Annotated in this window: 18 protein-coding genes and 1 riboswitch; of the genes, 5 read left to right on the top strand and 13 right to left on the bottom strand. The window is 68.4% G+C overall.

Annotated features, from left to right (window positions below):
• Window positions 1–39 precede the first annotated feature (39 nt).
• Both NNX38_RS15960 and NNX38_RS15955 read right to left on the bottom strand, forming a co-directional pair.
• Window positions 40–1,185, bottom strand: coding sequence for a homoserine O-acetyltransferase (locus NNX38_RS15960; RefSeq protein WP_370646489.1), 1,146 nt, complete (start codon window positions 1,183–1,185; stop codon window positions 40–42).
• A gap of 1 nt (window position 1,186) precedes the next feature.
• Complete coding sequence (locus NNX38_RS15955) at window positions 1,187–2,503, bottom strand: bifunctional o-acetylhomoserine/o-acetylserine sulfhydrylase (protein ID WP_255798928.1); 1,317 nt, start codon at window positions 2,501–2,503, stop codon at window positions 1,187–1,189.
• Window positions 2,504–2,580: 77 nt separating this feature from the next.
• Window positions 2,581–2,697, bottom strand: a riboswitch (SAM riboswitch).
• 160 nt (window positions 2,698–2,857) lie between these two features.
• Here NNX38_RS15955 and NNX38_RS15950 point away from each other — a divergent pair.
• The 3 genes from NNX38_RS15950 (at window position 2,858) to NNX38_RS15945 (ending at window position 4,914) form a co-directional block, all read left to right on the top strand.
• Window positions 2,858–3,508: a VOC family protein gene (locus tag NNX38_RS15950; protein ID WP_229953226.1), complete on the top strand. Its 651-nt coding sequence runs from the start codon at window positions 2,858–2,860 to the stop codon at window positions 3,506–3,508.
• Window positions 3,509–3,583: 75 nt separating this feature from the next.
• Window positions 3,584–4,510, top strand: coding sequence for a type IV toxin-antitoxin system AbiEi family antitoxin domain-containing protein (locus tag NNX38_RS16975; protein WP_370646488.1), 927 nt, complete (start codon window positions 3,584–3,586; stop codon window positions 4,508–4,510).
• Complete coding sequence (locus tag NNX38_RS15945) at window positions 4,450–4,914, top strand: endonuclease domain-containing protein (protein ID WP_255798927.1); 465 nt, start codon at window positions 4,450–4,452, stop codon at window positions 4,912–4,914. Before NNX38_RS16975 ends, NNX38_RS15945 begins: the two co-directional genes overlap by 61 nt.
• Window positions 4,915–5,037: 123 nt before the next feature.
• On the opposite strand, the gene NNX38_RS15940 is transcribed toward NNX38_RS15945, so the two are convergent.
• Genes NNX38_RS15940 through NNX38_RS15910 form a run of 7 tightly spaced genes read right to left on the bottom strand, consistent with a single transcriptional unit; the run spans window position 5,038 to window position 14,124 of the window.
• Complete coding sequence (locus NNX38_RS15940; RefSeq protein WP_255798951.1) at window positions 5,038–6,846, bottom strand: glycoside hydrolase family 2 protein; 1,809 nt, start codon at window positions 6,844–6,846, stop codon at window positions 5,038–5,040.
• Between the two features lie 32 nt (window positions 6,847–6,878).
• Entirely contained in the window at window positions 6,879–7,667 is a 789-nt protein-coding gene (locus tag NNX38_RS15935) for a CPBP family intramembrane glutamic endopeptidase (RefSeq protein WP_255798926.1), read from the bottom strand.
• Between the two features lie 29 nt (window positions 7,668–7,696).
• A complete protein-coding gene (gene hutI, locus NNX38_RS15930) occupies window positions 7,697–8,926 on the bottom strand; it encodes an imidazolonepropionase (RefSeq protein ID WP_255798925.1) in 1,230 nt (409 codons plus the stop codon).
• Window positions 8,923–10,338, bottom strand: a complete 1,416-nt coding sequence (locus tag NNX38_RS15925; RefSeq protein WP_255798924.1) for a formimidoylglutamate deiminase — start codon at window positions 10,336–10,338, stop codon at window positions 8,923–8,925. Before NNX38_RS15925 ends, hutI begins: the two co-directional genes overlap by 4 nt.
• Entirely contained in the window at window positions 10,335–11,534 is a 1,200-nt protein-coding gene (locus tag NNX38_RS15920; protein ID WP_255798923.1) for an allantoate amidohydrolase, read from the bottom strand. Before NNX38_RS15920 ends, NNX38_RS15925 begins: the two co-directional genes overlap by 4 nt.
• Before the next feature lie 21 nt (window positions 11,535–11,555).
• The gene (gene hutU, locus NNX38_RS15915; RefSeq protein ID WP_255798922.1) at window positions 11,556–13,241 is read right to left on the bottom strand and encodes a urocanate hydratase; all 1,686 of its coding nucleotides are present in this window, start codon (window positions 13,239–13,241) and stop codon (window positions 11,556–11,558) included.
• 25 nt (window positions 13,242–13,266) lie between these two features.
• Window positions 13,267–14,124, bottom strand: a complete 858-nt coding sequence (locus NNX38_RS15910; RefSeq protein ID WP_255798921.1) for an IclR family transcriptional regulator — start codon at window positions 14,122–14,124, stop codon at window positions 13,267–13,269.
• Window positions 14,125–14,248: 124 nt separating this feature from the next.
• Between NNX38_RS15910 and hutH the strand changes: the two genes are divergently transcribed.
• Both hutH and NNX38_RS15900 read left to right on the top strand, forming a co-directional pair.
• The gene (hutH, locus tag NNX38_RS15905; RefSeq protein ID WP_255798920.1) at window positions 14,249–15,829 is read left to right on the top strand and encodes a histidine ammonia-lyase; all 1,581 of its coding nucleotides are present in this window, start codon (window positions 14,249–14,251) and stop codon (window positions 15,827–15,829) included.
• Between the two features lie 111 nt (window positions 15,830–15,940).
• Window positions 15,941–16,240 (top strand): acylphosphatase, encoded by a 300-nt coding sequence (locus NNX38_RS15900; RefSeq protein ID WP_255798919.1) that lies wholly within the window; start codon window positions 15,941–15,943, stop codon window positions 16,238–16,240.
• Window positions 16,241–16,480: 240 nt separating this feature from the next.
• On the opposite strand, the gene NNX38_RS15895 is transcribed toward NNX38_RS15900, so the two are convergent.
• From NNX38_RS15895 to NNX38_RS15880, 4 genes are all read right to left on the bottom strand, one after another.
• The gene (locus tag NNX38_RS15895; RefSeq protein WP_255798918.1) at window positions 16,481–17,395 is read right to left on the bottom strand and encodes a hypothetical protein; all 915 of its coding nucleotides are present in this window, start codon (window positions 17,393–17,395) and stop codon (window positions 16,481–16,483) included.
• 183 nt (window positions 17,396–17,578) lie between these two features.
• Window positions 17,579–18,709 (bottom strand): FAD-binding oxidoreductase, encoded by a 1,131-nt coding sequence (locus NNX38_RS15890; RefSeq protein WP_255798917.1) that lies wholly within the window; start codon window positions 18,707–18,709, stop codon window positions 17,579–17,581.
• Window positions 18,706–19,440: a protein phosphatase 2C domain-containing protein gene (locus NNX38_RS15885; RefSeq protein ID WP_255798916.1), complete on the bottom strand. Its 735-nt coding sequence runs from the start codon at window positions 19,438–19,440 to the stop codon at window positions 18,706–18,708. Before NNX38_RS15885 ends, NNX38_RS15890 begins: the two co-directional genes overlap by 4 nt.
• A gap of 61 nt (window positions 19,441–19,501) precedes the next feature.
• On the bottom strand, window positions 19,502–20,401 hold the full coding sequence (locus tag NNX38_RS15880; protein ID WP_255798915.1) for an aminoglycoside phosphotransferase family protein: 900 nt from the start codon (window positions 20,399–20,401) through the stop codon (window positions 19,502–19,504).
• Window positions 20,402–20,448 lie beyond the last annotated feature (47 nt).

Here is a 20,448-nt window from a genome sequence, read left to right as displayed (position 1 = left end):
CGCAGCGGGCAAGGGGGCAGGCCCCTGTTGTCCGCCGTCCTACCCGAACACCTCCCGTTTCAAGGCACCGGAAATCTCCCGGACGCTGGTCAGGAAACCGTCATGCCCGATGGGCGCCCGGATGAGATGGACCTGCGTTCCCCGGGGAAGGGCCGCTGCCAGATCCGCCGACTGCTGCGGAAGGTACAGCCGGTCCGATTCCACCGCGGCAATGAAGAAGTCCGCCGTCGTGCCTGCGAGCGCCGCGCGCAGGGTTCCCCGGCCCCGGGCGACGTCGTGGCTGACCAGGGCTTCGGTGAGCACCAGATAGCTGTTGGCATCAAACCGGTCGGACAGTTTACGGGCCTGGTGGTCCAGGTAGCTCTCCACGGAGTACCGGCCCCGTCCGGCCGGGTGAGCGGCGCCGAAGGGGTCTTCGGCGGCCTGCGGACTGCGCCCGAACCGGTATTCCAGTTCCGGTTCGGACCGGTAGGTAATGTGCGCGATCCGGCGGGCCAGGCCAAGGCCGGCCAGCGGAGGGGCGCCGTTGTAATAGTCCCCTCCGTTGAATGCCGGATCCAGGCGGATTGCTGCCAGCTGCGCCTGGGCAAACGCGATCTGCTCAGCGGTGCTGGCCGCGGTCGCCGCAATTACCCCGCAGTGCAGCACGCGGTCCGGCTCGGTCACCGCCCATTCCAGCGCCCGCGCTCCCCCGAGCGAACCGCCCAGCACGGTGTGCCACCTGGCAATGCCCAGCCGGTCCGCCAGCCGCGCCTCCGCCCGGACCGAATCCCTCACGGTGACAAAGGGAAACCGTGATCCCCAGGGCAATCCGTCCGGATCCGCCGAGGCAGGACCGGTGGAGCCGTAGCAACCGCCCAGCATGTTGACCGAGACCACGAAGTACCGGCGAGTGTCCACCGTCCGGCCCGGACCCACAAGCTCCTCCCACCAGCCCGCTTCGGCGCTGCTTCCGCGGGCTACGTGGGTGCTGCCGGTCAGCGCATGCGGAATCAGCACGGCGTTACCGGCGTCCGGGTCCAGCTGCCCCCACGTCTCGTAGGCCAATACGACGTCGGGCAGGTACCCGCCGGTTTCCAGTTCCAGTCCGCCGATGGAGGCGTACTGCAGCACCCCGTCCTTTTCGGCGGGGTGCTGCAGCGGCGTCTGCAGCGACTCGCGCTGCGGAGCCGGGTGCCGGGGCAAGCTACGCTCCCTTGCCGGCCCGGAACCCCGCGTCGAGGTCCGCGAGGATGTCATCGATGTGCTCAATGCCCACCGAGAGCCGGACCAGCCCCGGGCTGACGCCGGCGGCCAGCTGCGCTTCGGCACCCAGCTGGCTGTGGGTGGTCGACGCCGGGTGGATCACCAGGGAACGGACATCTCCAACGTTGGCCACGTGTGAGTGCAGTTCCAGTCCGTCCACAAAACGCTTGCCGGCGTCGATGCCGCCCTCAATCTCGAAGGAGACAATGGCGCCGGTGCCGCGCGGCCCGTATTTGCGGCCGCGCTCAAACCACGGACTGGACTCCAGCCCCGCGTACGCAACCGACACGACGTCGTCGTGCCCTTCCAGCCAGTTCGCTACAGCGACGGCGTTGGCTACGTGCCGCTCCAGCCGCAGGCTCAGCGTTTCCAGTCCCTGGGCAATCAGGAACGCGTTGAACGGCGACACCGCGGACCCGAGGTCCCGCAGCAGCTGCACCCGCGCCTTGAGGATGAAGGCAAGGTTCGCTCCGAGGGCTCCGTTGACGCCCAGGTCCCGGGCATAAACGAGCCCGTTGTAGCTTTCGTCCGGGGTGTTGAAGCCGGGGAACTTCTCCGGATCGGCGGAGAAATCGAAGTTGCCCGAATCCACGATGACGCCGGCAATGGCCGTCCCGTGCCCGCCGAGGTACTTCGTGGCCGAGTGGACCACAATGTCGGCTCCCCATTCAATCGGACGGATGAGGTACGGCGTCGACAGCGTGTTGTCCACGATCAGCGGCACGCCCGCCTCATGGGCCACGGCGCTGATGCCTTCCAGGTCCAGGACGTCCTGGCGGGGGTTGGAGACCACCTCGCCGAAGAAGGCCTTGGTGTTGGGCCGGACGGCGTCGCGCCAGTGGTCCAGGTTGTCCGGGTCCTGCACGAAAGTGGTCTCGATGCCGAACCGCTTCAGGGTGTGCTTCAGCAGGTTGTAGGTGCCGCCGTAAAGGCTGGGACTGGCGACCACATGGTCGCCCGCCTGCGCCAGGTTCAGCAGCGCGAAGGTTTCGGCCGCCTGCCCGGACGCGAGCAGCAGGGCGCCGACGCCGCCCTCAAGGGAGGCGATCCGGTTTTCCACCGCTTCCTGGGTAGGGTTGCCGATCCGGGTGTAGATCGGTTCCAGTTCGGCCAGGGCAAACCGGTTCGCGGCAGCCTCTGCACTCGGAAAAACGAAGGACGTGGTCTGGTAGATCGGCAGGGCACGTGCACCGGTGACGGCGTCGGGCTCCTGGCCTACATGGATCTGGCGGGTTTCAAATGACCAATCTGCACTCATGATGCTCCCTCAAACCAGGGGCCGCACAACGCCGCCGGGGTGCACCCGGGTACGCCGGATGTCCGGTGGGGCCGTGGGACCCGCGCTTGCCGGACGCCCGTTTGGCGTACGGCCAGGTCTTCACCCGGGGCACCCCACCGCGGTTGGAGGGTTGCCGGCCAGCAAGCCGGGGCTATCTGCTGGCACTCATGACCTGCACCTATGGAAACCGATATGCCGCCGTCGCGCAACCTCTATGACGCACCGTGAAACACCGGAGCTTTTTAGCCTTAATTCGGCACTGCGGCAGGGAACATTCCGCACTTAGGCTTCCCTTGGTCGAGACGCGTATCACAACGTGCCACAATGGGCCGCATGCGCTTGGACCATGTTTCTTATGCCTGTGAATCCGACGGTCTTTTGGCCACCACCGAGAGGATTGCTGCTGCTCTCGGCGCCGATTACGTGAAGGGTGGCGTCCACCCCCGATTCGGTACCCGCAATATGATCCTGCCCCTGGCCAACAACCAGTACGTCGAGGTGGTGGAGGTCCTGAACCACCCGGCGTCGGACAAAGCTCCGTTCGGCCAGGCCGTACGCCAGCGCTCCGAATGCGGCGGCGGCTGGATGGGCTGGTGCGTTGCCGTTGACGATCTCTCCCCCTTCGAGGAACGCCTCGGCCGGGCCTCCGTGCCGGGCAACCGCAAGTTCCCCGACGGCCAGGAGCTGACCTGGCGGCAGATCGGCATCAACGGATTGATTGCCGATCCGCAGGTGCCCTACCTGCTCCGCTGGGACGACGGCACCGACGAGCTGCACCCCTCCAACGCCATTCCCGGGATGCCCGGTTCGGTGAAGCTGAAGTCCCTGACCATTGCCGGCTCCGCTGCACGCGTCACCGACTGGCTGGGCCACCCCGTGGAGAAGCCGCTGGAGAACGTGGACGTCACGTGGATTGCCCCGGCCGGCACACCGGGCATCATGTCCGTCACCTTCGACACCGCGAACGGTCCTGTCGAGATCTAGTTCCGGGTTCTGCTGCTGGTTTGGGCTGGTTTGTCCCCGCGGTCTGTCCCCGCGCTGTGTCCGGATCCCTGCGGTATGTCCCTGCACAATGTCCGGATCCCTGCGGTCTGTCCCTGCACTGTGTCCGGATCCCCGCGGTATGTCCGGTTCCCCGCGGAATGTCCCTGCACTCTGTCCGGTTCCCTGCGGATGTCCCCGCACTGTGCCCGGATCCCCGCGGAATGTCCCTGCACTCTGTCCGGTTCCCCGGGGAATGTCCGGATCCCTGCGCCGCGCGGCGCAGGGATTGTCACAAACCGCAGGGATCGCGACAAACCGCAGGGCTTTCCAGTGCCGGCAGGCTCCACAAACCGCAGGGATCGCGACAAACCGCAGGGCTTTTCCAGACCGAGGCGCCAGAAGGGTTGTCCACAATTGGGAGGCTTACCCTCGCGGGTCCCCGGTTTCCCATCCACCTTTGAGTCCATGGATCCGGAGCTCATTTTCACAGCCGATGCTGAGGCCCACGGTACTGACCGCCGCGCCTTGGCCTCGAGCTGCCGGTCCGGTCAGCTGATCCGCCTCCGTCACGGCGTCTATATGCAGGCGGATGAGTGGCAGGGTCTTTCTCCCTGGGAACAGCAGCGGGTGCGGATCCGGGCAGCCGTGGAACAGGGGCACGGTCAGCGCGTCCTTATCCAACAATCTGCTGCCGTCATGTGGGGGCTGCCCGTCATTGGAAACTCTGCTGAGGTTCTGCTGTTGGCCGTACCTCCCATTCATGGCCAGCGCCGAGGCGGGCTCCACTGGGTTGAGCGGCAGCTGTTGGAACCGCTCACTGCGTTGGAAGATGTGCCCCTGACATCCCGGGCGCAGACCGTTCTGGACATGGCTGCCTATCTCCCTTTCGAGCACGCGGTACCCGCCATGGACCACGTGCTGCGGCCGATCCTGTTCGTGGTTTGCCTCCTCTGGGAAAGGAACGCCTGCGGGAAACAGCCACCAACCTGCCCAGTCAGGTAAAGCGGCTGCGGGCCCGACAGGTAATCGACTTCGCCGATGCACGCTCCGAGTCGGCCGGCGAATCCTATTCCAGGGCCGTCATTCACATGCACCGCTTCCTTCCGCCCGAGCTCCAGCAACAATTCAACACCTCCGCCGGCCGTTTTCGGGTCGACTTTTACTGGCGAGAGCAGAGGCTCGTTGGGGAGTTTGACGGCGCGGTGAAATACGGCCGGGGCGATGCAGCCCTTGCCCCTTCGTGGGACACACTGCGTCAGGAGAAACGGCGCGAAGATGCCATCCGTGCAACAGGGGTCAGTTTTGTTCGCTGGTCCTGGGACGACGTCTCCAGACAGCCCCAGCACCCGGAATCCCTCGTGCAGCGCCTGATCCGCGCAGGGCTGCCCCGCGTCCGTCGCCGCTGATTCCCTCCGGGTTGTCCAGATCCCTGCGGTTTGTGGCAATCCCTGCTCCGCGCGGTGCGGGGATCCGGACAATCTGCGGGGATCCGGACAAAGTGCAGGAACCCAGGCAGGCGCTCGGGCGGGTCAGCCCCCAGCGGCCCGGCGAAGCCCCGCATTGATCCGGCGCACCAGTTCGGCATCGAGCTTCACCACCCGGCGGTCATAGGTAAGCAGCCCGTTGACCTCGTCCTCGACGTCGGTGAGCTGGGTGTAGACCGTGGCGGCAAGCCCCCGGCCCGCCGCAGGTTCAATCTGCCGCCGGTGCAGCCGCTCGTACGCCCGGGCCAGGGCACGCCGGGACCGGAACCGCCGGTAGCCGAACTCCTTGTCGTTGAAGGTGTGCCCGGGGATCCGCAGGCTGTACCCGCCGTATTCGGACAGCACCACTGCACGGGACCCGGCCAGCCAGCTCTTCCGCAGCCGGAACGGCACAAAGTAGACGTGCACGCTTTTGAGGTCTCCGCCGCCCTGATCGTGCCAGCCGCTCGCATGGTCGATGGTCCGGGTCGGGTCCAGGCACCGCATCAGCTCGGCGACGGCGTTGGCATCGAACTGGCCCCATCCTTCATTGAACGGCACCCACACCACGATCGACGGGCTGTTGCCCAGCAGCTCCACCGTGCCGTGCAGTTCGGCCAGGAACTGTTCCCTGCCCTGCTCGTCGGCCCGCCCGAAGGCCGCGTAGTCGTCGTCGGACCGGTGCGGTGCACCCACCGCGGGGGCGGTGACCACGGCGTGCTTATAGGCCGTGCCGCCGTTGACCTGGTCCTGCCAGACGAGGATGCCCAGCCGGTCGGCATGGTAGTACCAGCGCAACGGTTCGATCTTGATGTGCTTACGCAGCATGTTGAAGCCCAGGTCCTTCGCGGCACGGATGTCGGAGGCCAGTGCCTCGTCCGACGGCGCGGTGTACAGCCCGTCCGGCCAGTACCCCTGGTCCAGCAGGCCCGCATGGAAATACGGCCGCCCGTTCAGCAGCAGCCGCAGGTGCCCGGCGTCGTCGGGCCCCGTGCCTACGGTCCGCAGCGCCGTGTAGCTGCGGACGCGGTCGGTTTCCTTCCCATCGGCGAGCAGCCGCACGGTGACGTCGTAGAGGAACGGGTCCTCCGGGGACCAGCGGTGCGGATCCGGAACCGGGATCCGTACCGGGGTTCCGGGAACGACGACGGCGTCCGCCACCGGGCGCCCGTCTGTGGACACGGTGACTTCCGCCTGCAGGTCGGTGCTGTCCGGGGCGGACCGGATGTCGTCGACCAGCACGGTGGCGGTCACTGAGCCCAGGTCCGGCACGAGGAGCAGGCGGGAAATGCTCGCCTGCGGCACCGCTTCCAGCCAGACCGTCTGCCAGATCCCGGACTGTGCCGTGTACCAGATGCCGCCGCGGTCCAGGGTCTGCTTGCCTCGGCTGGCGGAACCGGTGTTGCTCAGGTCCCGGACCCGGACTACTACTTCGTGCTGGCCGCCGGAGGAATTGCCGTCCGGACCCGCAGCCAACGCATCGGTGATGTCCAGGGAGAACGGCAGGTAGCCGCCGTCGTGCCCGCCCACGGGAATGCCGTTGACCGTGACCCGGCAGCCGGAGTCCACGGCACCGAAGTGCAGCAGGACCCGCTCCCCCGCGAAGCCCTCCGGCAGGCTCACCGTCCGCCGGTACCAGAGCAGCTGCTGCGGCTGGAGGTGCCGGTTCACCCCGGAGAGCGGCGCCTCAGGTGAGAACGGCACCAGGATGCGTCCGTTCCAGTCCCCGTCCCCGGGCGGCTGCTCCCGATGGGCGCCGGTGATGGCGTACTGCCAGTAGCCGTTGAGATTGAGATAGCTGTCGCGGGCCAGCTGCGGTCGGGGGTATTCCGGCAGGACGGCTTCGGGGTCCAGGGCTGCGCCCCACGGGGTCATCAGTGTCACCGGGCCATCCTATGTGCCTCTGCTCAGTCGCCGATCCCGATGGCCGACCCAAACAGCGCAAACCCGACAAACCCGGCAATGTCCACCAGCGCGTGCGCGATCACCAGCGGCATCACCCGCCGCGTCCTGGTGTAGACGTAGCCGAAGAGCAGGCCCATCAGGAAGTTCCCGATGCCCGGACCGATCCCCTGGTAGAGGTGGTAGCTGGCCCGGATCAGGGCGCTGGTGAGGATGATCGCCGGCGTCCCCCAGCCCAGTTGCCGCAGCCGCAGGAACAGGTAGCCCACCACAATGACTTCCTCCAGCACCGCGTGCCGCATGGCCGAGAGGATCAGCACCGGCAGCGTCCACCAGTAGGTGTCCAGGGCTGCCGGAACCAGGGCGGTGGTGATGCCCAGGGCCCGCCCTGCGGCGTAGACGCCAAGCGTGCCGATACCGATGACCGCCGCCAGGGCAACACCCAGGCCGAAGTCCCTCAGCGGCCGGGCAAACGTGAACCCGATCCGGCGGAAGGCGGACTTGCCCGGTTCGGTAAGCAGGAACAGGACCAGCGCCACCGGCAGCAGGGAGAAGAAGATCCCCAGCAGCTGGTACACCAGGTCGAAGTACGGCCGATCATCGAGGACGGGATTCAGCGTGGTGGTCTGATCGCCCAGCGGCGCTTCGGTGGCCTTTTCAATGAGTTCGACGACGGCGTAAACACCTGATCTGCCGAGCGAAAGCCCCAGCACAATCAGGATTTCGAACACCAGCATCCGGCGTGCCCGAGGATCCAGGGATTCGGCGGGGGCGGAGGGGAAAGCAGCGCGCATGGACACCATTGTGCCGGACGGGGCCCCGGTCAGCGGCGGACCGGCACCTGCACCCCGGCCCGAAACACCATGCCAGTCAGGGGCATGCCGGGCCGGTACGCCAGATGGGCAGCCGAGGGAGCGTTGAGCAGCTGCAGGTCGGCGCGGTGCCCGACGGCGAGCGACCCGACAGCGCGTGCACCGTCCCGGTCGGCGCCGGTGTGCGCCCGCAGTGCCAGAGCGCCGCCGTAGGTGGCGGCGCGGACGGCTTCCTGCACGGTCAGTCCCATCTGGAGCACGGCGGTGGCGACGCAGAAAGCCATGGAGCTGGTGAAAGACGTTCCCGGGTTGCAGTTGGAGGCCAAGGCCACCTGCACCCCGGCGTCCAGCAGCTGCCGTGCCGGAGCCAGCGGTGCCCGGGTGGACAGGTCACAGGCCGGGAGGCACGTCGCGACGGTCCCTGGGACTCCGGCACCGGAATCCCGCCCGGACCAGCTGTCCGCGAGCGCGGCGACGTCGTCGTCGGACAGGTGGTTCACGTGGTCGACGCTGGCCGCCGCGAACTCCACGGCGAGCTGCACCCCCGCCCCCGGGCCGAGCTGGTTGCCGTGCACCCGCAGCCCCAGGCCCGCATCCCGGGCTGCCTGCAGCACCCGGCGCGACTGTTCCTCGGTGAACGCGCCCTTTTCGCAGAAGACATCCGCCCACTGCACGTACGGGCGCACCGCGGCGAGCATGTCGGTGCAGACCAGGTCCGTGTACTCGTCGGCGTCGGCTCCATCCGGCACCAGGTGCGCGCCCAGGAACGTGACGGCGTCCGCCACCGTCGAGGCGATCCGGGCATGCCGGCGTTCCTCTTCCACGCTCAGCCCGTAGCCGGTCTTGGTTTCCAGGTACGTGGTCCCGCCCGCTGCGGCTTCGGCGGCCCGGGCCAGGAGCATCCGGGTCAGGTCATAGTCCGACGCCGCCCGGGTGGCTTCCGTGGTGACGGCGATCCCGCCGGCTTCGTAGGCCTGCCCCGCCATCCGTGCCTCGAACTCCGCGCTGCGGTCCCCGGCAAACACCAGGTGGGTGTGCGAGTCCACCCAGCCCGGCAGCCCGGCGCGTCCGCCGGCGTCGACCACCTCATCGGCCGCCGGTGCGTTCCCCGCCGGGCCGATCCAACTGATCCGTTCCCCCTCGAAGACCATGGCGGCGTTCTTCAGCACCGGAGCGTCCGCTGAATAGTCCTGGGTGGAAAGTTCGCCGATGTTGGTGATGAGTGTCGAGGCGGAGCTCATGGGCGCCGGGTTCCTTCCAAGCGGGGTTCGTGCACTGATGCGGCAGCAGAGTCGACGGCGGCAATGGCCTCCCGCAGCAGGGCGGCCGGGTTTCCGAGGAGAGTGTGCGAACCGTTCCGGGCGCGCAGCCGGCCGCCGACGACGACGGCGGTTACGTCCGCAGCGGTGGCGGAGAATGCCAGCTGGTCGGGCCGAGATCCGGCGGTGCGCAGGCTGTGCGGGTCCACCGCCATGAGGTCGCAGGCCTTCCCCGGTTCCAGCCCGGGTGCGGTCCGGCCCTGGGCGCGCGCACCGGCGTCGGACGCGGCGAAGTGCAGATCGCTTGGAGCAAAGGCCCCGCGCCTGCCGGTCCGCAGCCGCTCTCCGTATTCCAGGGCCCGCATTTCCAGCCACGGATCGACGACGGCGTGCTGGTCGCTGCCCAGCGCCAGGGCAACTCCGGCGTCGCGCAATGCTGCCGCCGGTCCGAGTCCGTCAGCGAGGTCGGCTTCCGTGGTGGGGCAGAACACCGCGGTGGCCCCGGCCTCTCCCAACAGGGCGATGTCGGCGTCGGTCAGGTGCGTCGCGTGGACCACTGAGAGCCGGGGGCTGAGCAGCCCGTGCCGGTGCAGCAGCCCGGTGGGGGTCAGCCCGGTCGCCGTCTGGCAGTCTGCGTTTTCCTGCGGCTGTTCGGACAGGTGGATGTGCAGCGGAATCCAGGCCGGCAGCCGCTGCGCGATGTGTGCCAGCGCAGCTTCCGGTACGGCGCGGACCGAGTGCAGGGCGGCCCCGACACTCACCTGCTCCGGATCGAACCGCTCCCCGACCGCCGCCTGCAGCGAAGCTAACCGCAACAGCCAGACATCGGCGTCGGCGTCCCCGAACCGCTGCTGCCGGGCGTCCAGCGGCGTGCCTACTCCATTGGCCCCGAAACCGCCGGAAAGGTAGCAGGTGTCCAGCAGGGTCAGCCGGATGCCGGCGGCAACCGCGGCTCGGGCCAGGGCCAGTTCCATCCCGTGGTTCGGATAGGCGGACCCGTCCGGGGCGTGGTGCACATAGTGGAATTCGGCCACGCTGGCGTATCCCGAGACCACCATTTCAGCGAACACCGCCGTCGCCAGCTGCTCGTAGAGTTCCGGTGTGAGGGCGCCGGCCGCCGAATACATCTGCTCGCGCCAGCTCCAGAAGTCCCCGGCCGCGTGGGTGCGTCCACGCAGTATCCGGTGGAAGGCGTGCGAGTGACCGTTCGCGGCTGCCGGTACGACGACGCCGGGCAGCACCAAGTCCCCGGGTTCGGCTTCCGTTCCGGTGACGGCTGCAGTGACCCTGCCTGCGGAGTCGACCGTCAGCCGGATGCGTTCCCGGATACTGCCCTCGTACCACCCGGCCTCGCACCAGACGGCAGCACCCGACGGACCCGCGGCACCTTTCACAGCAGCGCCTCCAGCGCGTCGGCGAGCGCCACGGCTCCGGCTTCGGCGTCCTCGGCCTCCACATGTTCTTCCGGGGAATGCGAGATCCCGGTCGGGTTGCGCACAAACAGCATTCCGGAAGGCACGTGTCCGGCGAGGATGCCGGCGTCGTGCCCCGCCCCCGTGGCGAGCACCGGAGCTCCGGGCAGAGCCATTTCCAGGCTGCGGCCCAGTGCGGCGTCGAAGGTCACCGAACCGGTCCAGGATTCCGGCGTCAGGGACACGGTGCAGCCCTCGAACGCGGCGATTTTCTGCGCCTTGCCGTGGATGGTTTCCACGAGGGCCAGCGCGGCGGCGTCGTCGGGGTGCCGGGCATCGAGCCAAACGTCCACCCGGGAAGCGATGACGTTGGTACCCCCGGGGACGGGCGAGATCCGGCCCACTGTCGCCCGGGCGCCGTCGACGGCGGCGGCGGCCTTCTGCACGGCCACGATGATCTGTGCGGCGGCGACCATGGGGTCGGCGCGGTCATCCATCGCGGTGGTTCCCGCGTGGTTTCCCTGCCCGGAGACACTGATCCGCCAGCGGCCGTGGCCCAGGACGGATCCGCCTACTGCCACCGCCGGTCCGTCCTCGCCCAGCCCGCGGCCCTGCTCCACGTGCAGTTCCACGAAGTCGCCGATCCGGGCCAGCGCCTCGTCGTCGCGTCCCAGCCGTGCGGGGTCGAGTCCGTTGGCCCGGGCGGCGTCCGCGAAGGTGGTTCCGTCCGCATCGCGCAGGTTCCGGGCCTTGTCGGCATCAATGTCGCCGGTCAGCAGCCGCGAGCCGAGACAGGCCACGCCGAAGCGGGACCCTTCCTCTTCCGGGAAAACAGTGATGGCCAGGGAGCGGTTGCGGCTAATTCCCCGCTCGCGCAGCAGGTCCACGGCGGCGAGCGCGGAGGCCACCCCCAGCGGCCCGTCGAACGCTCCGCCGCCCGGCACCGAGTCCAGGTGGCTGCCGGTCACGAGTGCCCCGCGTTCCGGTTGCCCCCACCACGCCCAGAGGATGCCGTTGCGGTCCGTCTCCACATCGAGTCCGCGGCGCTGTGCCTCCGCTTTGAACCACTCGCGGAGCGTCAGCTCGGGCGTCGAGAACACCGGGCGCGAGTATCCGCCGCGCCGGGAATCCCGTCCGACGTCGGCGATGGAAGCGAGCAGGCCGGTAACAGTGTCCATGGTTCTCTCCAGGCGGGATGCTTATTCGTTCATGGGGATGCGAATGCCGCGCTCGGCGGCGACGTCCGCGGCCCGGGAATACCCGGCGTCCGCGTGCCGCATAACCCCGGTGCCCGGATCATTGGTCAGCAGGGTTTCCAGTTTACGGGCGGCCAGCTCGGTTCCGTCGGCCACGCCCACCTGGCCGGCGTGGATGGACCGGCCGATGCCCACACCCCCGCCGTGGTGCAGGGACACCCAGGTGGCCCCGGACGCGGTGTTCAGCAGGGCGTTGAGCAGGGGCCAGTCCGCGATGGCGTCCGATCCGTCCGCCATGGCTTCGGTCTCCCGGTACGGGGAGGCCACCGACCCCGAATCCAGGTGGTCCCGGCCGATCACAATGGGGGCGCTCACCTTGCCCTCGGCGACGAGCCGGTTGAACAGGAGCCCGGCCTTGGCACGGTCGCCGTAGCCCAGCCAGCAGATCCGCGCGGGCAGGCCCTCGAACTCCACGTGTTGGGCAGCGGCGTCGATCCAGCGGTGCAGGCGCAGGTTCTCCGGGAACAGCTCCTTGATGGCTGCATCGGTCACCGCAATGTCCTGCGGATCCCCGGAGAGTGCCACCCAGCGGAAGGGCCCCATTCCCTCGCAGAACAGCGGACGGATGTAGGCGGGGACGAAGCCGGGGAAGTCGAAGGCGCGGGCATAGCCGCCCTGGCGTGCTTCGTCGCGGATGGAATTGCCGTAGTCGAACACTTCGGCGCCCGCGTCCTGGAACCTGACCATGGCGGCAACGTGCCGGGCCATGGATTCGCGGGCCTGCTTGGTGAAGCCTTCCGGATCAGCGGCGGCTTCGGCCTGCCAGCGGTCCACGGGGATGCCGGCGGGCAGGTAGCTCAGCGGGTCGTGGGCGGAGGTCTGGTCGGTGACAATGTCCACCGCGACCTCCCCGGCCTGCTGCCGGCGCAGCAGTTCCTCGAACACTTCCCCGGCGTTGCCCACCAGCCCCACGGACAGGGCACGTTTTTCGTTCCGGGCGGCCATGACGCGGGCGACGGCGGTGTCCAGGTCCGGTGCCACCTCGTCCAGGTAGCGCTTGCCGACACGTCGGCGCAGGCGCGCCTCGTCGACGTCGACAATCAGGACCGCTCCCGCGTTCAGCGTGACTGCGAGCGGTTGCGCGCCGCCCATTCCGCCGCAGCCGCCGGTCAGGGTCAAGGTGCCGGCCAGGGTGGCGTTTTCGTCGGCGAACAGCTTCCGGGCCACGGCAGCGAAGGTTTCAAAGGTGCCCTGCAGAATGCCCTGGGTGCCGATGTAGATCCACGAACCGGCGGTCATCTGGCCGTACATCAGCAGGCCCTCCGCTTCCAGCCGGCGGAACTCGGGCCAGGTGGCCCAGTCCCCCACCAGGTTGGAGTTGGCGATCAGCACGCGCGGCGCCCACTCATGAGTGCGGAAAACCCCCACCGGTTTGCCCGACTGCACCAGCAGCGTTTCATCGTCGGCCAGTGTGGACAGGGTCCGGATGATGGCGTCGTATGCTTCCCAACTGCGGGCGGCCCTGCCGGTGCCGCCGTAGACCACCAGGTCCTCGGGACGTTCGGCCACTTCAGGGTCCAGATTGTTCATCAGCATCCGCAGCGGAGCTTCGGTCTGCCAGCTGCGCGCGGTGAGCGTGGTGCCGCGCGGTGCCCGGATGCGGCGGGACGGGTCAGAGGTAGTTGCCATAGCCAGACCGTAGCCCCGGGGCGATTCAGGGCGCAGCCGGCCCGGGATGGTTGTCTGGCATATCAGACACATTTGGAGCAGGCCGCGGGCGGGCGCCAAGCCGGCGGGAAAGCTCGGCGGCGCAGCGCAGCAGGTCGGGCAGGACCCGGTCCGCCATGGCCTCGATCCGGTGCGCCGGAGCCGCCTCGATGCCCGCTGCCGGTGCGCGGTTTGGTGCGGTCAGGGTCAGGCCGGCGACCGTGTGCCCGGAGCGGTCCGGCACGGGTACGGCAATGGACGAGAATCCCTCGGTGACTTCGTTCTCCTCCCAGGCGTAGCCGCGCCCCCGGATCTCCTCCAGCAGGCCCGGCAGGCCGGCACCACTGCTGCGGGAGGACCGGACAGCCCCCGGGTCCGGATAGAGCGCCCTCAGCTGCGCACCTGTCATCCCGGCCAACAGGACCCGGCCGCTGGCAGTGCGGTGGGCCGGAAGGCGGATGCCGGCGTCGGTCACCAGCGGCTGCTGGCGCGGCGCCCGTTCCTCGATCACGTAGATCACGTCCGTTCCCTGCAGCACCGCCAGATGCGCGGTGAAGCGGGTCCGGGCCACCAGCCCGCGCAGCGGGAACCGGGCAATGCGCTGCAGCGGAGCCTGCCGGGCATAGCCGGTACCCAGTTCATGTGCGGTGGCGCCGAGGGCATACCGCCGTTCTTCCGGCAGGTGCACGGCAAAACCATCGCTTACCAGCGCTGCGAGCAGGTGGTACGTGGTGGAGCGCGGCAACGAAAGGTCCCGCGCGACGGCGGACGCACTGACCGGTCCGGCCTGCTGTCCCAGATAGCGCAGGATGGCCAGGACCTGCGCTGCGGCCGGGACCTGGACACGGGCATAGGCAGCGGGCATGCCCAGAGTCTAGGCCAGTGTCTGGGATCCCAGAAGCTGAATCCGCCCGGGTCCGCCCCTGCGCCGGGTTGAACGGGCAAGATGGATAGCAACCGCCGGCCGTCCAAGCGCAGAAGGAACAAGCATGCAGCTACGCAACAACGTCGTGGGCACCGCCGCCGTGGAACTGGGGGTTGGTCCGCTCTCCGGCGAGGATATCCTCGCCGTCGCCCGGCACGGTGCGCGGGTGACGCTGGCTCCCGAGGCCCTGGCTGCCATGGCCGCCTCGCGCGGGGTCATCGAGGCTCTCGCCGCAGATGACAAGCCGCACTACGGCGTCTCCACCGGGTTCGGTGCCCTGGCGGTCAAGCAGATCCCGCCGGAGCAGCGGATCCAACTGCAGCGCTCGCTGATCCGCAGCCACGCGGCGTCGTCGGGGTCCGAAGTGGACCGGGAGGTGGTGCGTGCCCTGATGCTCAACCGCCTGGCTACGCTGGCCACCGGCCGGACGGGAGTGCGTCCCGCCGTCGCCCTGGCATACGCCGGGATGCTCAACGCGGGCATCACTCCGGTGGTGGGCGAGTACGGCTCCCTGGGCTGCTCCGGAGACCTCGCTCCGCTCTCCCACTGTGCCCTGGCGCTGATGGGCGAAGGGGAAGTGCGCGACGCCGGCGGGCAGCTGGTGCACGCTTCGGCAGCGCTCGCCGCGGCCGGGCTGGAACCGGTGGAGCTGCAGGAGAAGGAGGGGCTGGCGCTCATCAACGGCACGGACGGGATGCTGGGCATGCTGACCCTGGCCATTGCGGACCTGCACCGGTTGCTGGCCACGGCGGACCTCGCGGCCGCCATGAGCGTGGAAGGCCTGCTCGGCAGCGACAGCGTGTTTGCCGCGGACCTCCAGGCACTGCGGCCCCAGCCCGGGCAAAGCGAATCAGCAGCGAACATCCGCTCGGTCCTGTCCGGATCCGTCTTGATCGAGGAGCAGAAGACCGGCGGGTTTACCCGGGTGCAGGATGCCTACTCGCTGCGCTGTGCACCCCAGGTCCACGGGGCCGCCCGCTCCACGCTGCTGCATGCCGAAGCTGTTGCGGCAGCCGAGCGGGCCTCAGCCATCGACAACCCGGTAGTGACGCTGGACGGACGGTTGGAGTCCAACGGCAACTTCCACGGTGCACCGGTGGCCTATGTGCTGGATTTCCTGGCCATCGCCGTCGCGGACGTTGCGTCCATGAGCGAGCGGCGCACCGACCGGTTCCTGGACCGGGCCCGCAGCCACGGCCTCAATGCGTTCCTCGCCCACGACCCCGGTGTGGACTCCGGGCACATGATCGCCCAGTACACGCAGGCAGGCATAGTCTCGGAGCTCAAGCGCCTGGCGGTGCCGGCGTCGGTGGATTCCATCCCGTCCTCCGCCATGCAGGAGGACCACGTCTCCATGGGCTGGGCGGCAGGGTTGAAGCTCCGCCGGGCACTGGACGGACTGACCCGGGTACTGTCCATTGAGCTGCTGACCTCGGCACGGGGGCTGGACATGCGCGACGGCGGCACGGCCACCTCCCGCAGCGCTCCCGCAGTGACGGCGGCGCGGGCCGTGATCAGGACCGTTGTGCCCGGGCCCGGTCCGGACCGGTACCTCGCCCCGGAAATCGAGGCTGTCAGGGTGCTCGTCGAGGGTGGTTCCCTGCTGGCAGCGGTGGAGGACGAACTGGGAACCCGCCTGCACTGATTTTGTCTTCGAAGAACCTCCCGCCGTCGGAGTGCTTTCCCGGCCCTCCCCCGGCCCTCCCCGGCGCTAGGCTGTGCAGCTACGCTGTGTCGATGCAGCTACGCTGTGCACATGAATGAGCAAGAGAATCCGGAAGGCACTGCCCGCCGTCTGACGGCACGGGTCACCGGCGAGGTCCAAGGCGTCGGTTTCCGATACCGCACCCTTCGGCAGGCCGTGCAGTTGGGCTTGACGGGCGTGGTCTCCAATGCGGCGGACGGATCCGTCCACGTGGTGGCCGAGGGCAGGGAACCGGCCTTGGACGGGCTTCGTGAATTCCTGCGCGGCCCCAAGGCACCGGGCGTAGTAGCCGGCGTCGAAGAATCCTTTTCTCCCGCCACCGGGGAATTCCGCGATTTCAGTGCCGAATAGCGCCGGGGGTGCTGCACTGCCTGCCGGGGTGCTGCCGGACCTGCGGGTTAAAAGGAAAAACGCCGGCAGACGTGGGGCTGGTTGGGGGAAACAACCCTAGTCTGCCGGCGTCCGGACCGGTCACTACTCGGTCCATTCATCACTCGCACCCTTATGAGGTACTAATGACGATAAACGGCCCATCTGGGTAGCTGCTGAAGACAACCTGACAACTACCTGAGTATCTGGCCCGGCGGAACGTCAGGCGGCGACGAGCTGACGCGGTCCTGGACCGCCGAGACGGGTTGGGCCGGCGGCGAGACCGCAGGACGGTGCACCGGTCTGGCGGGGAAGAATGTCCTGCTGAGCCGTGCGGATACCCGGCATGCTCATGCCGGTCTCGAAGGGGGCGGCTTTCACTTCCGGAGCCGTAGCTCGTTCAGGCTTTTTGGTTCCGGCAGACCCGCTGTTCGAGGCCTTATCTCCGCCTGCACCTTTCCCGGCCGAACCAGGCTTCTTACCGCCGGTGCTCTTTTTCGGAGCGGTGGAGGCCTGGTTACCGGTGCCGCGCGAACCGTTGTTGTTGGCGGGACGGGTCTTCGCAGCCTGGGCCTTCGTGGGCTGGGCCGGCTGCTTCGGAGCAGCCTTCTTCTTGCTGGCTGACTTGTTCACGACGGACTTGTTCATGACGGACTTGGCCGCACTACTCGACTTCCCGGGAGCAACCATCGCAGCGGCGGCAGCGGCAGACTTCTCGGCGGCGGCGGCAGAGGTCAATGCAGCCGTGCGTGCTGTCAGTGCGGCAGCCACATCCAGGGCATCCACCGTCGAGGGCATCCGCACGGATGCCCCAGGGGTGCCGTAGGGTGCGGCCGGGCGGAGGGCGGCCATGATTTCTTCGGTCGCTGACCGGGTGGTGTCCACGAACACTGCGGCAGCGCTGTCATCGGGGACGGCTTCAACCCGCTGACGTGCGGCCCGGGACAGGACGCGGTAAAGGGCCGAGATGACAACCAGCAGAGCCGCGCCCGTGCTGTACAGAAGAATCAGGGAAAAGGCGAGCGATGTGGTCCCGCCGGAAAAGAAACCAACGCCGATAACGGCAGAAATCAGCCACAGCGTACTCAGAATTTCCAGGATTGAACGAACCCGGATGTAAAGCGGACGCTGCTGCACGCCAACAAATTTTGGCGGCAAGAAATCTGGCACTGAGACTGACCTTTCGGGCACCGAATTATTAATCTATTCGGGTTTTAGGGGATGCACTTGTTACTACAACTCTAGGCATGTCTCGGGAACCTAATGACCATACGCGCACACCTTGGCTGATTCGTTACGCGCCGATTGGTGAGACTTTGGTCACACTCGGTCGCGGGCGGGGCTGAGGGCTTTCCGGGCACCGTTTTCGACGTCCTCAGCAAGCAGGATTCCCGCGGCCAGCTCGGCAACGGCGGATGAGGTCTGGAACCCGTATCCGCCCTGCCCGGCCAGCCAGAAAAACCCCGGAACGGCCGGATCCCAGCCCACCGCGGGCAACCCGTCCGGTGTCTCCGTACGCAGGCCGGTCCAGGCGCGGGCAACGCCGGTGATTCCCATGGTCGTGACACTGTTGACCAGTTCCACCAATGCCTGCACATCTGTGTCGCGGGGCCGGGAGTCCTCCGCCACGCTTGGTTCGCGTTCCGACGGCGATATAAGTACCTGCCTGCCTTCGGGCCGGTAGTAGAACCGGTCGCCTGCGTCCGCCACCATGGGCGCCCCGGCATCCAGCGGCCGTTCAACGTCGACGACGGCGGCGGTGCGGCGGTAAGGCGTGAGCCCCTGGGGACGGGCCCCGAAGGTTTCCGCGACGATATCCGCCCAGGCACCGGCCGCATTGACCACCACCGGAGCCTCAAACCGCAGTCCGTCAGCCGCGGCTTCCCAGCGCTGTGCGCCCGGGTCCCCTACGCGCACTGCTGCCTGTACTCGCCGGCCCGTGACGATGCGGCCGCCCGCCGCGGTCAACCGCTCCCGGTGGTAGTCCAGCAGTGCATCGGTATTGCAGGCCACTGATGTGTTGTCGAGCCCGGCAGCGCTGAAAGCCTCCGGCCGCAGCTCCGGAGCCAGCCCCAGGGCTTCAGCCGGCATTACCGGATGCATATGGGCACTCGCCCGGTCCCGCACCGACTCGTCGTCTCCGATCAGCAGGAAGCTCCGAGGCGCCAGGACGGGTTCCGGCAGGTCCGCCTCCGCCGCCCGAATCAAGGCCAGGGTCCGCAGGGTCAGGTCCTGGATCACCGGCGGCCCGTAACTGGGGATCAGCTGCCGGGCGGAGCGGGAGGATGTGTGGTAGCCCAAGGCCGGTTCAGCTTCCACCAGGACAACCCCGCCTCCGCTCCCCCGGGTCTGCGGGGCCGCGGCCATCCGGGACGCGACCTCGGCGGCCAGCGAGAGACCGGCGATGCCGCCGCCGATCACCAGGATGTCGCAGGAAATGTCAGCGGTCATGGGGAAATCCTTTCCAATGTGAGAAGGGTGGCGTCGTCGGCGTTTTCGCCCAGCTCCGCCTGCAGAGTGCGCAGCGCCAGGAGCAGCTCCTGGGCGGCGACCGCGGAGCCTGCCGCCGCAAGGAACCCGCCGGGCCCGTCGACGATTCCCAGTTCCACCGCCCGCCAGGCGCCGTCGGAGGCAAGCACAACCCTCCGTGCCGGGCCAAGCCGGACGGTGCGTGCCTGGTATGCGGCTTCTGCTTCCCGCCGGGCCACCCACAGCCGGCCCGGGGTATTGCGCAGTTCGCGGTCCAGCACCCGCAGCTCGCGTTCCCGCACCGGGTCCGCCGAATGTTCGGTGCCGATCCGGATGTCGGCCGGTTCGTGGGTGACATGGACCAGCGAGCCGTCCGCCAGTTCAACCACCGCGTGGCAGTCCGCCAGTGCGAGGATCTCCACGCCGTCCCCGGTCAGCGCCGCCAGGCACAGGGCCGCAGACGGGAAGCGGATCCGCTCCTCGCCGGCCAGGGTGCGGGCCAGCTGGTCCATCCGGGTCAGGGCGTCGGCCAGCACCTGCGGGGCGGGTGCAACACCGGCCGCCACTGCGGCATCAGTCAGCAACAAGTCAAGATTCCGGGCATACCAGGCCGGGTCCGAGGGGCCAGGCAGCCCGAGCTGAGGCAAGAGGGAGCTGGCGCCGTCGATTACCCAGGCTGTGGAGCCCGCATAGCCGCAGGTGTCCTCCTGCACGTGCCCGTCGCCTTCAGTGGAGATCCGGACAGAATGCTTCCAGCTGCCGACCGCCACCGGGCTAGAACCTCTCCCGGTCGCCGGTGAGGATCTCCATCAGGGTTTCCGAGCCCACCAGGTACAGTCCCGGAGCATCATCGGAGTTCGCCAGCAGAATGGTTGCCATGCAGATCGCCCAGCCGCGGGCCCGTTCCCAAACGTGCGGGTCGCCGTCGTACTGGCTGCCCAGGCTGCGGCGGAAGATGTCCCGCCCTTCGGCGTCGAATACCAGCCAGGCTGCTGCCAGGTCCGTGGCCGGATCGCCCGCGGTGAGGTCGCCGAAATCGATGACCGCCTGCAGGGTGTTGTCCTTGGCGACGAGATTCGCGGGGTGCAGGTCTCCGTGCAGCCACAGCGGGGGTCCGGTCCAGGCCGGGATGTCCTGGGCCTCGTCCCAGAGTTCCTGCACCCGGGCGGCGTGGGGCACCATGCCGCTGTTCAGCCTGCCCTGTACGGCTTCATCCCGCCCGGACAACGGTCCGCCCCGGAACGGATTACGGGGAAAATCCGGCGGTGCCGGCCGGTGGAAGGCGTTAAGGAAGCATGCCAGCGGTTCGGCGAGGGCAACGTTGCGGTCCCGCGGCGACAAGGACACATCCTGGCCGTCAAACCAGGCCGTGATGCTCCACGGCCACGGGTAGAGCTCACACGGCGCCCCGCAGAACAGCGGGGCGGAGGTCGGTACGGGCACGTCGGCGGTGAGCTGCGGGAGCCAGCGCTGTTCGTTGGCCGTCAGTCCGGCCGCAGACTTCCGGCGGGGCAGCCGGATGGCGTACTCCGTGCCCAGCCGGTAAATGTAGTTGTCCCATCCGCTGGCAACCTGCTCCAGGTCCTGCCCGCCCAGGTGCGGGTGCTGCTCCCGCACCAGCTGGCTCACCAGAGCGGCGTCGGCAGAGATTTCGGCAGCGGGAAGGTTGGCCATTGCGCCAGCGTACCCGCCGGGTGTGCAGCGGGCCACAAACTATAGGG

This window comes from Arthrobacter sp. zg-Y238 (genome assembly GCF_024385525.1).
In the GTDB taxonomy this organism is placed as follows: domain Bacteria; phylum Actinomycetota; class Actinomycetes; order Actinomycetales; family Micrococcaceae; genus Arthrobacter_B; species Arthrobacter_B jinronghuae.
Note: the sequence above shows the minus strand (reverse complement) of the source record. Positions and strands in the feature narration are given on the sequence as shown.

What these genes read in the sequence shown, in the direction of transcription:
- NNX38_RS15890 (WP_255798917.1), bottom strand. Translation starts at nt 18,709, where the DNA reads ATGACCGCTGACATTTCCTGCGACATCCTGGTGATCGGCGGCGGCATC.
- NNX38_RS15900 (WP_255798919.1), top strand. Translation starts at nt 15,941, where the DNA reads ATGAATGAGCAAGAGAATCCGGAAGGCACTGCCCGCCGTCTGACGGCA.
- NNX38_RS15935 (WP_255798926.1), bottom strand. Translation starts at nt 7,667, where the DNA reads ATGCGCGCTGCTTTCCCCTCCGCCCCCGCCGAATCCCTGGATCCTCGG.
- hutH (WP_255798920.1), top strand. Translation starts at nt 14,249, where the DNA reads ATGCAGCTACGCAACAACGTCGTGGGCACCGCCGCCGTGGAACTGGGG.
- NNX38_RS15940 (WP_255798951.1), bottom strand. Translation starts at nt 6,846, where the DNA reads ATGACCCCGTGGGGCGCAGCCCTGGACCCCGAAGCCGTCCTGCCGGAA.
- NNX38_RS15910 (WP_255798921.1), bottom strand. Translation starts at nt 14,124, where the DNA reads ATGCCCGCTGCCTATGCCCGTGTCCAGGTCCCGGCCGCAGCGCAGGTC.
- NNX38_RS15920 (WP_255798923.1), bottom strand. Translation starts at nt 11,534, where the DNA reads ATGGACACTGTTACCGGCCTGCTCGCTTCCATCGCCGACGTCGGACGG.
- hutI (WP_255798925.1), bottom strand. Translation starts at nt 8,926, where the DNA reads ATGAGCTCCGCCTCGACACTCATCACCAACATCGGCGAACTTTCCACC.
- NNX38_RS15955 (WP_255798928.1), bottom strand. Translation starts at nt 2,503, where the DNA reads ATGAGTGCAGATTGGTCATTTGAAACCCGCCAGATCCATGTAGGCCAG.
- NNX38_RS15880 (WP_255798915.1), bottom strand. Translation starts at nt 20,401, where the DNA reads ATGGCCAACCTTCCCGCTGCCGAAATCTCTGCCGACGCCGCTCTGGTG.
- NNX38_RS15950 (WP_229953226.1), top strand. Translation starts at nt 2,858, where the DNA reads ATGCGCTTGGACCATGTTTCTTATGCCTGTGAATCCGACGGTCTTTTG.
- hutU (WP_255798922.1), bottom strand. Translation starts at nt 13,241, where the DNA reads ATGGCAACTACCTCTGACCCGTCCCGCCGCATCCGGGCACCGCGCGGC.
- NNX38_RS16975 (WP_370646488.1), top strand. Translation starts at nt 3,584, where the DNA reads ATGTCCCTGCACAATGTCCGGATCCCTGCGGTCTGTCCCTGCACTGTG.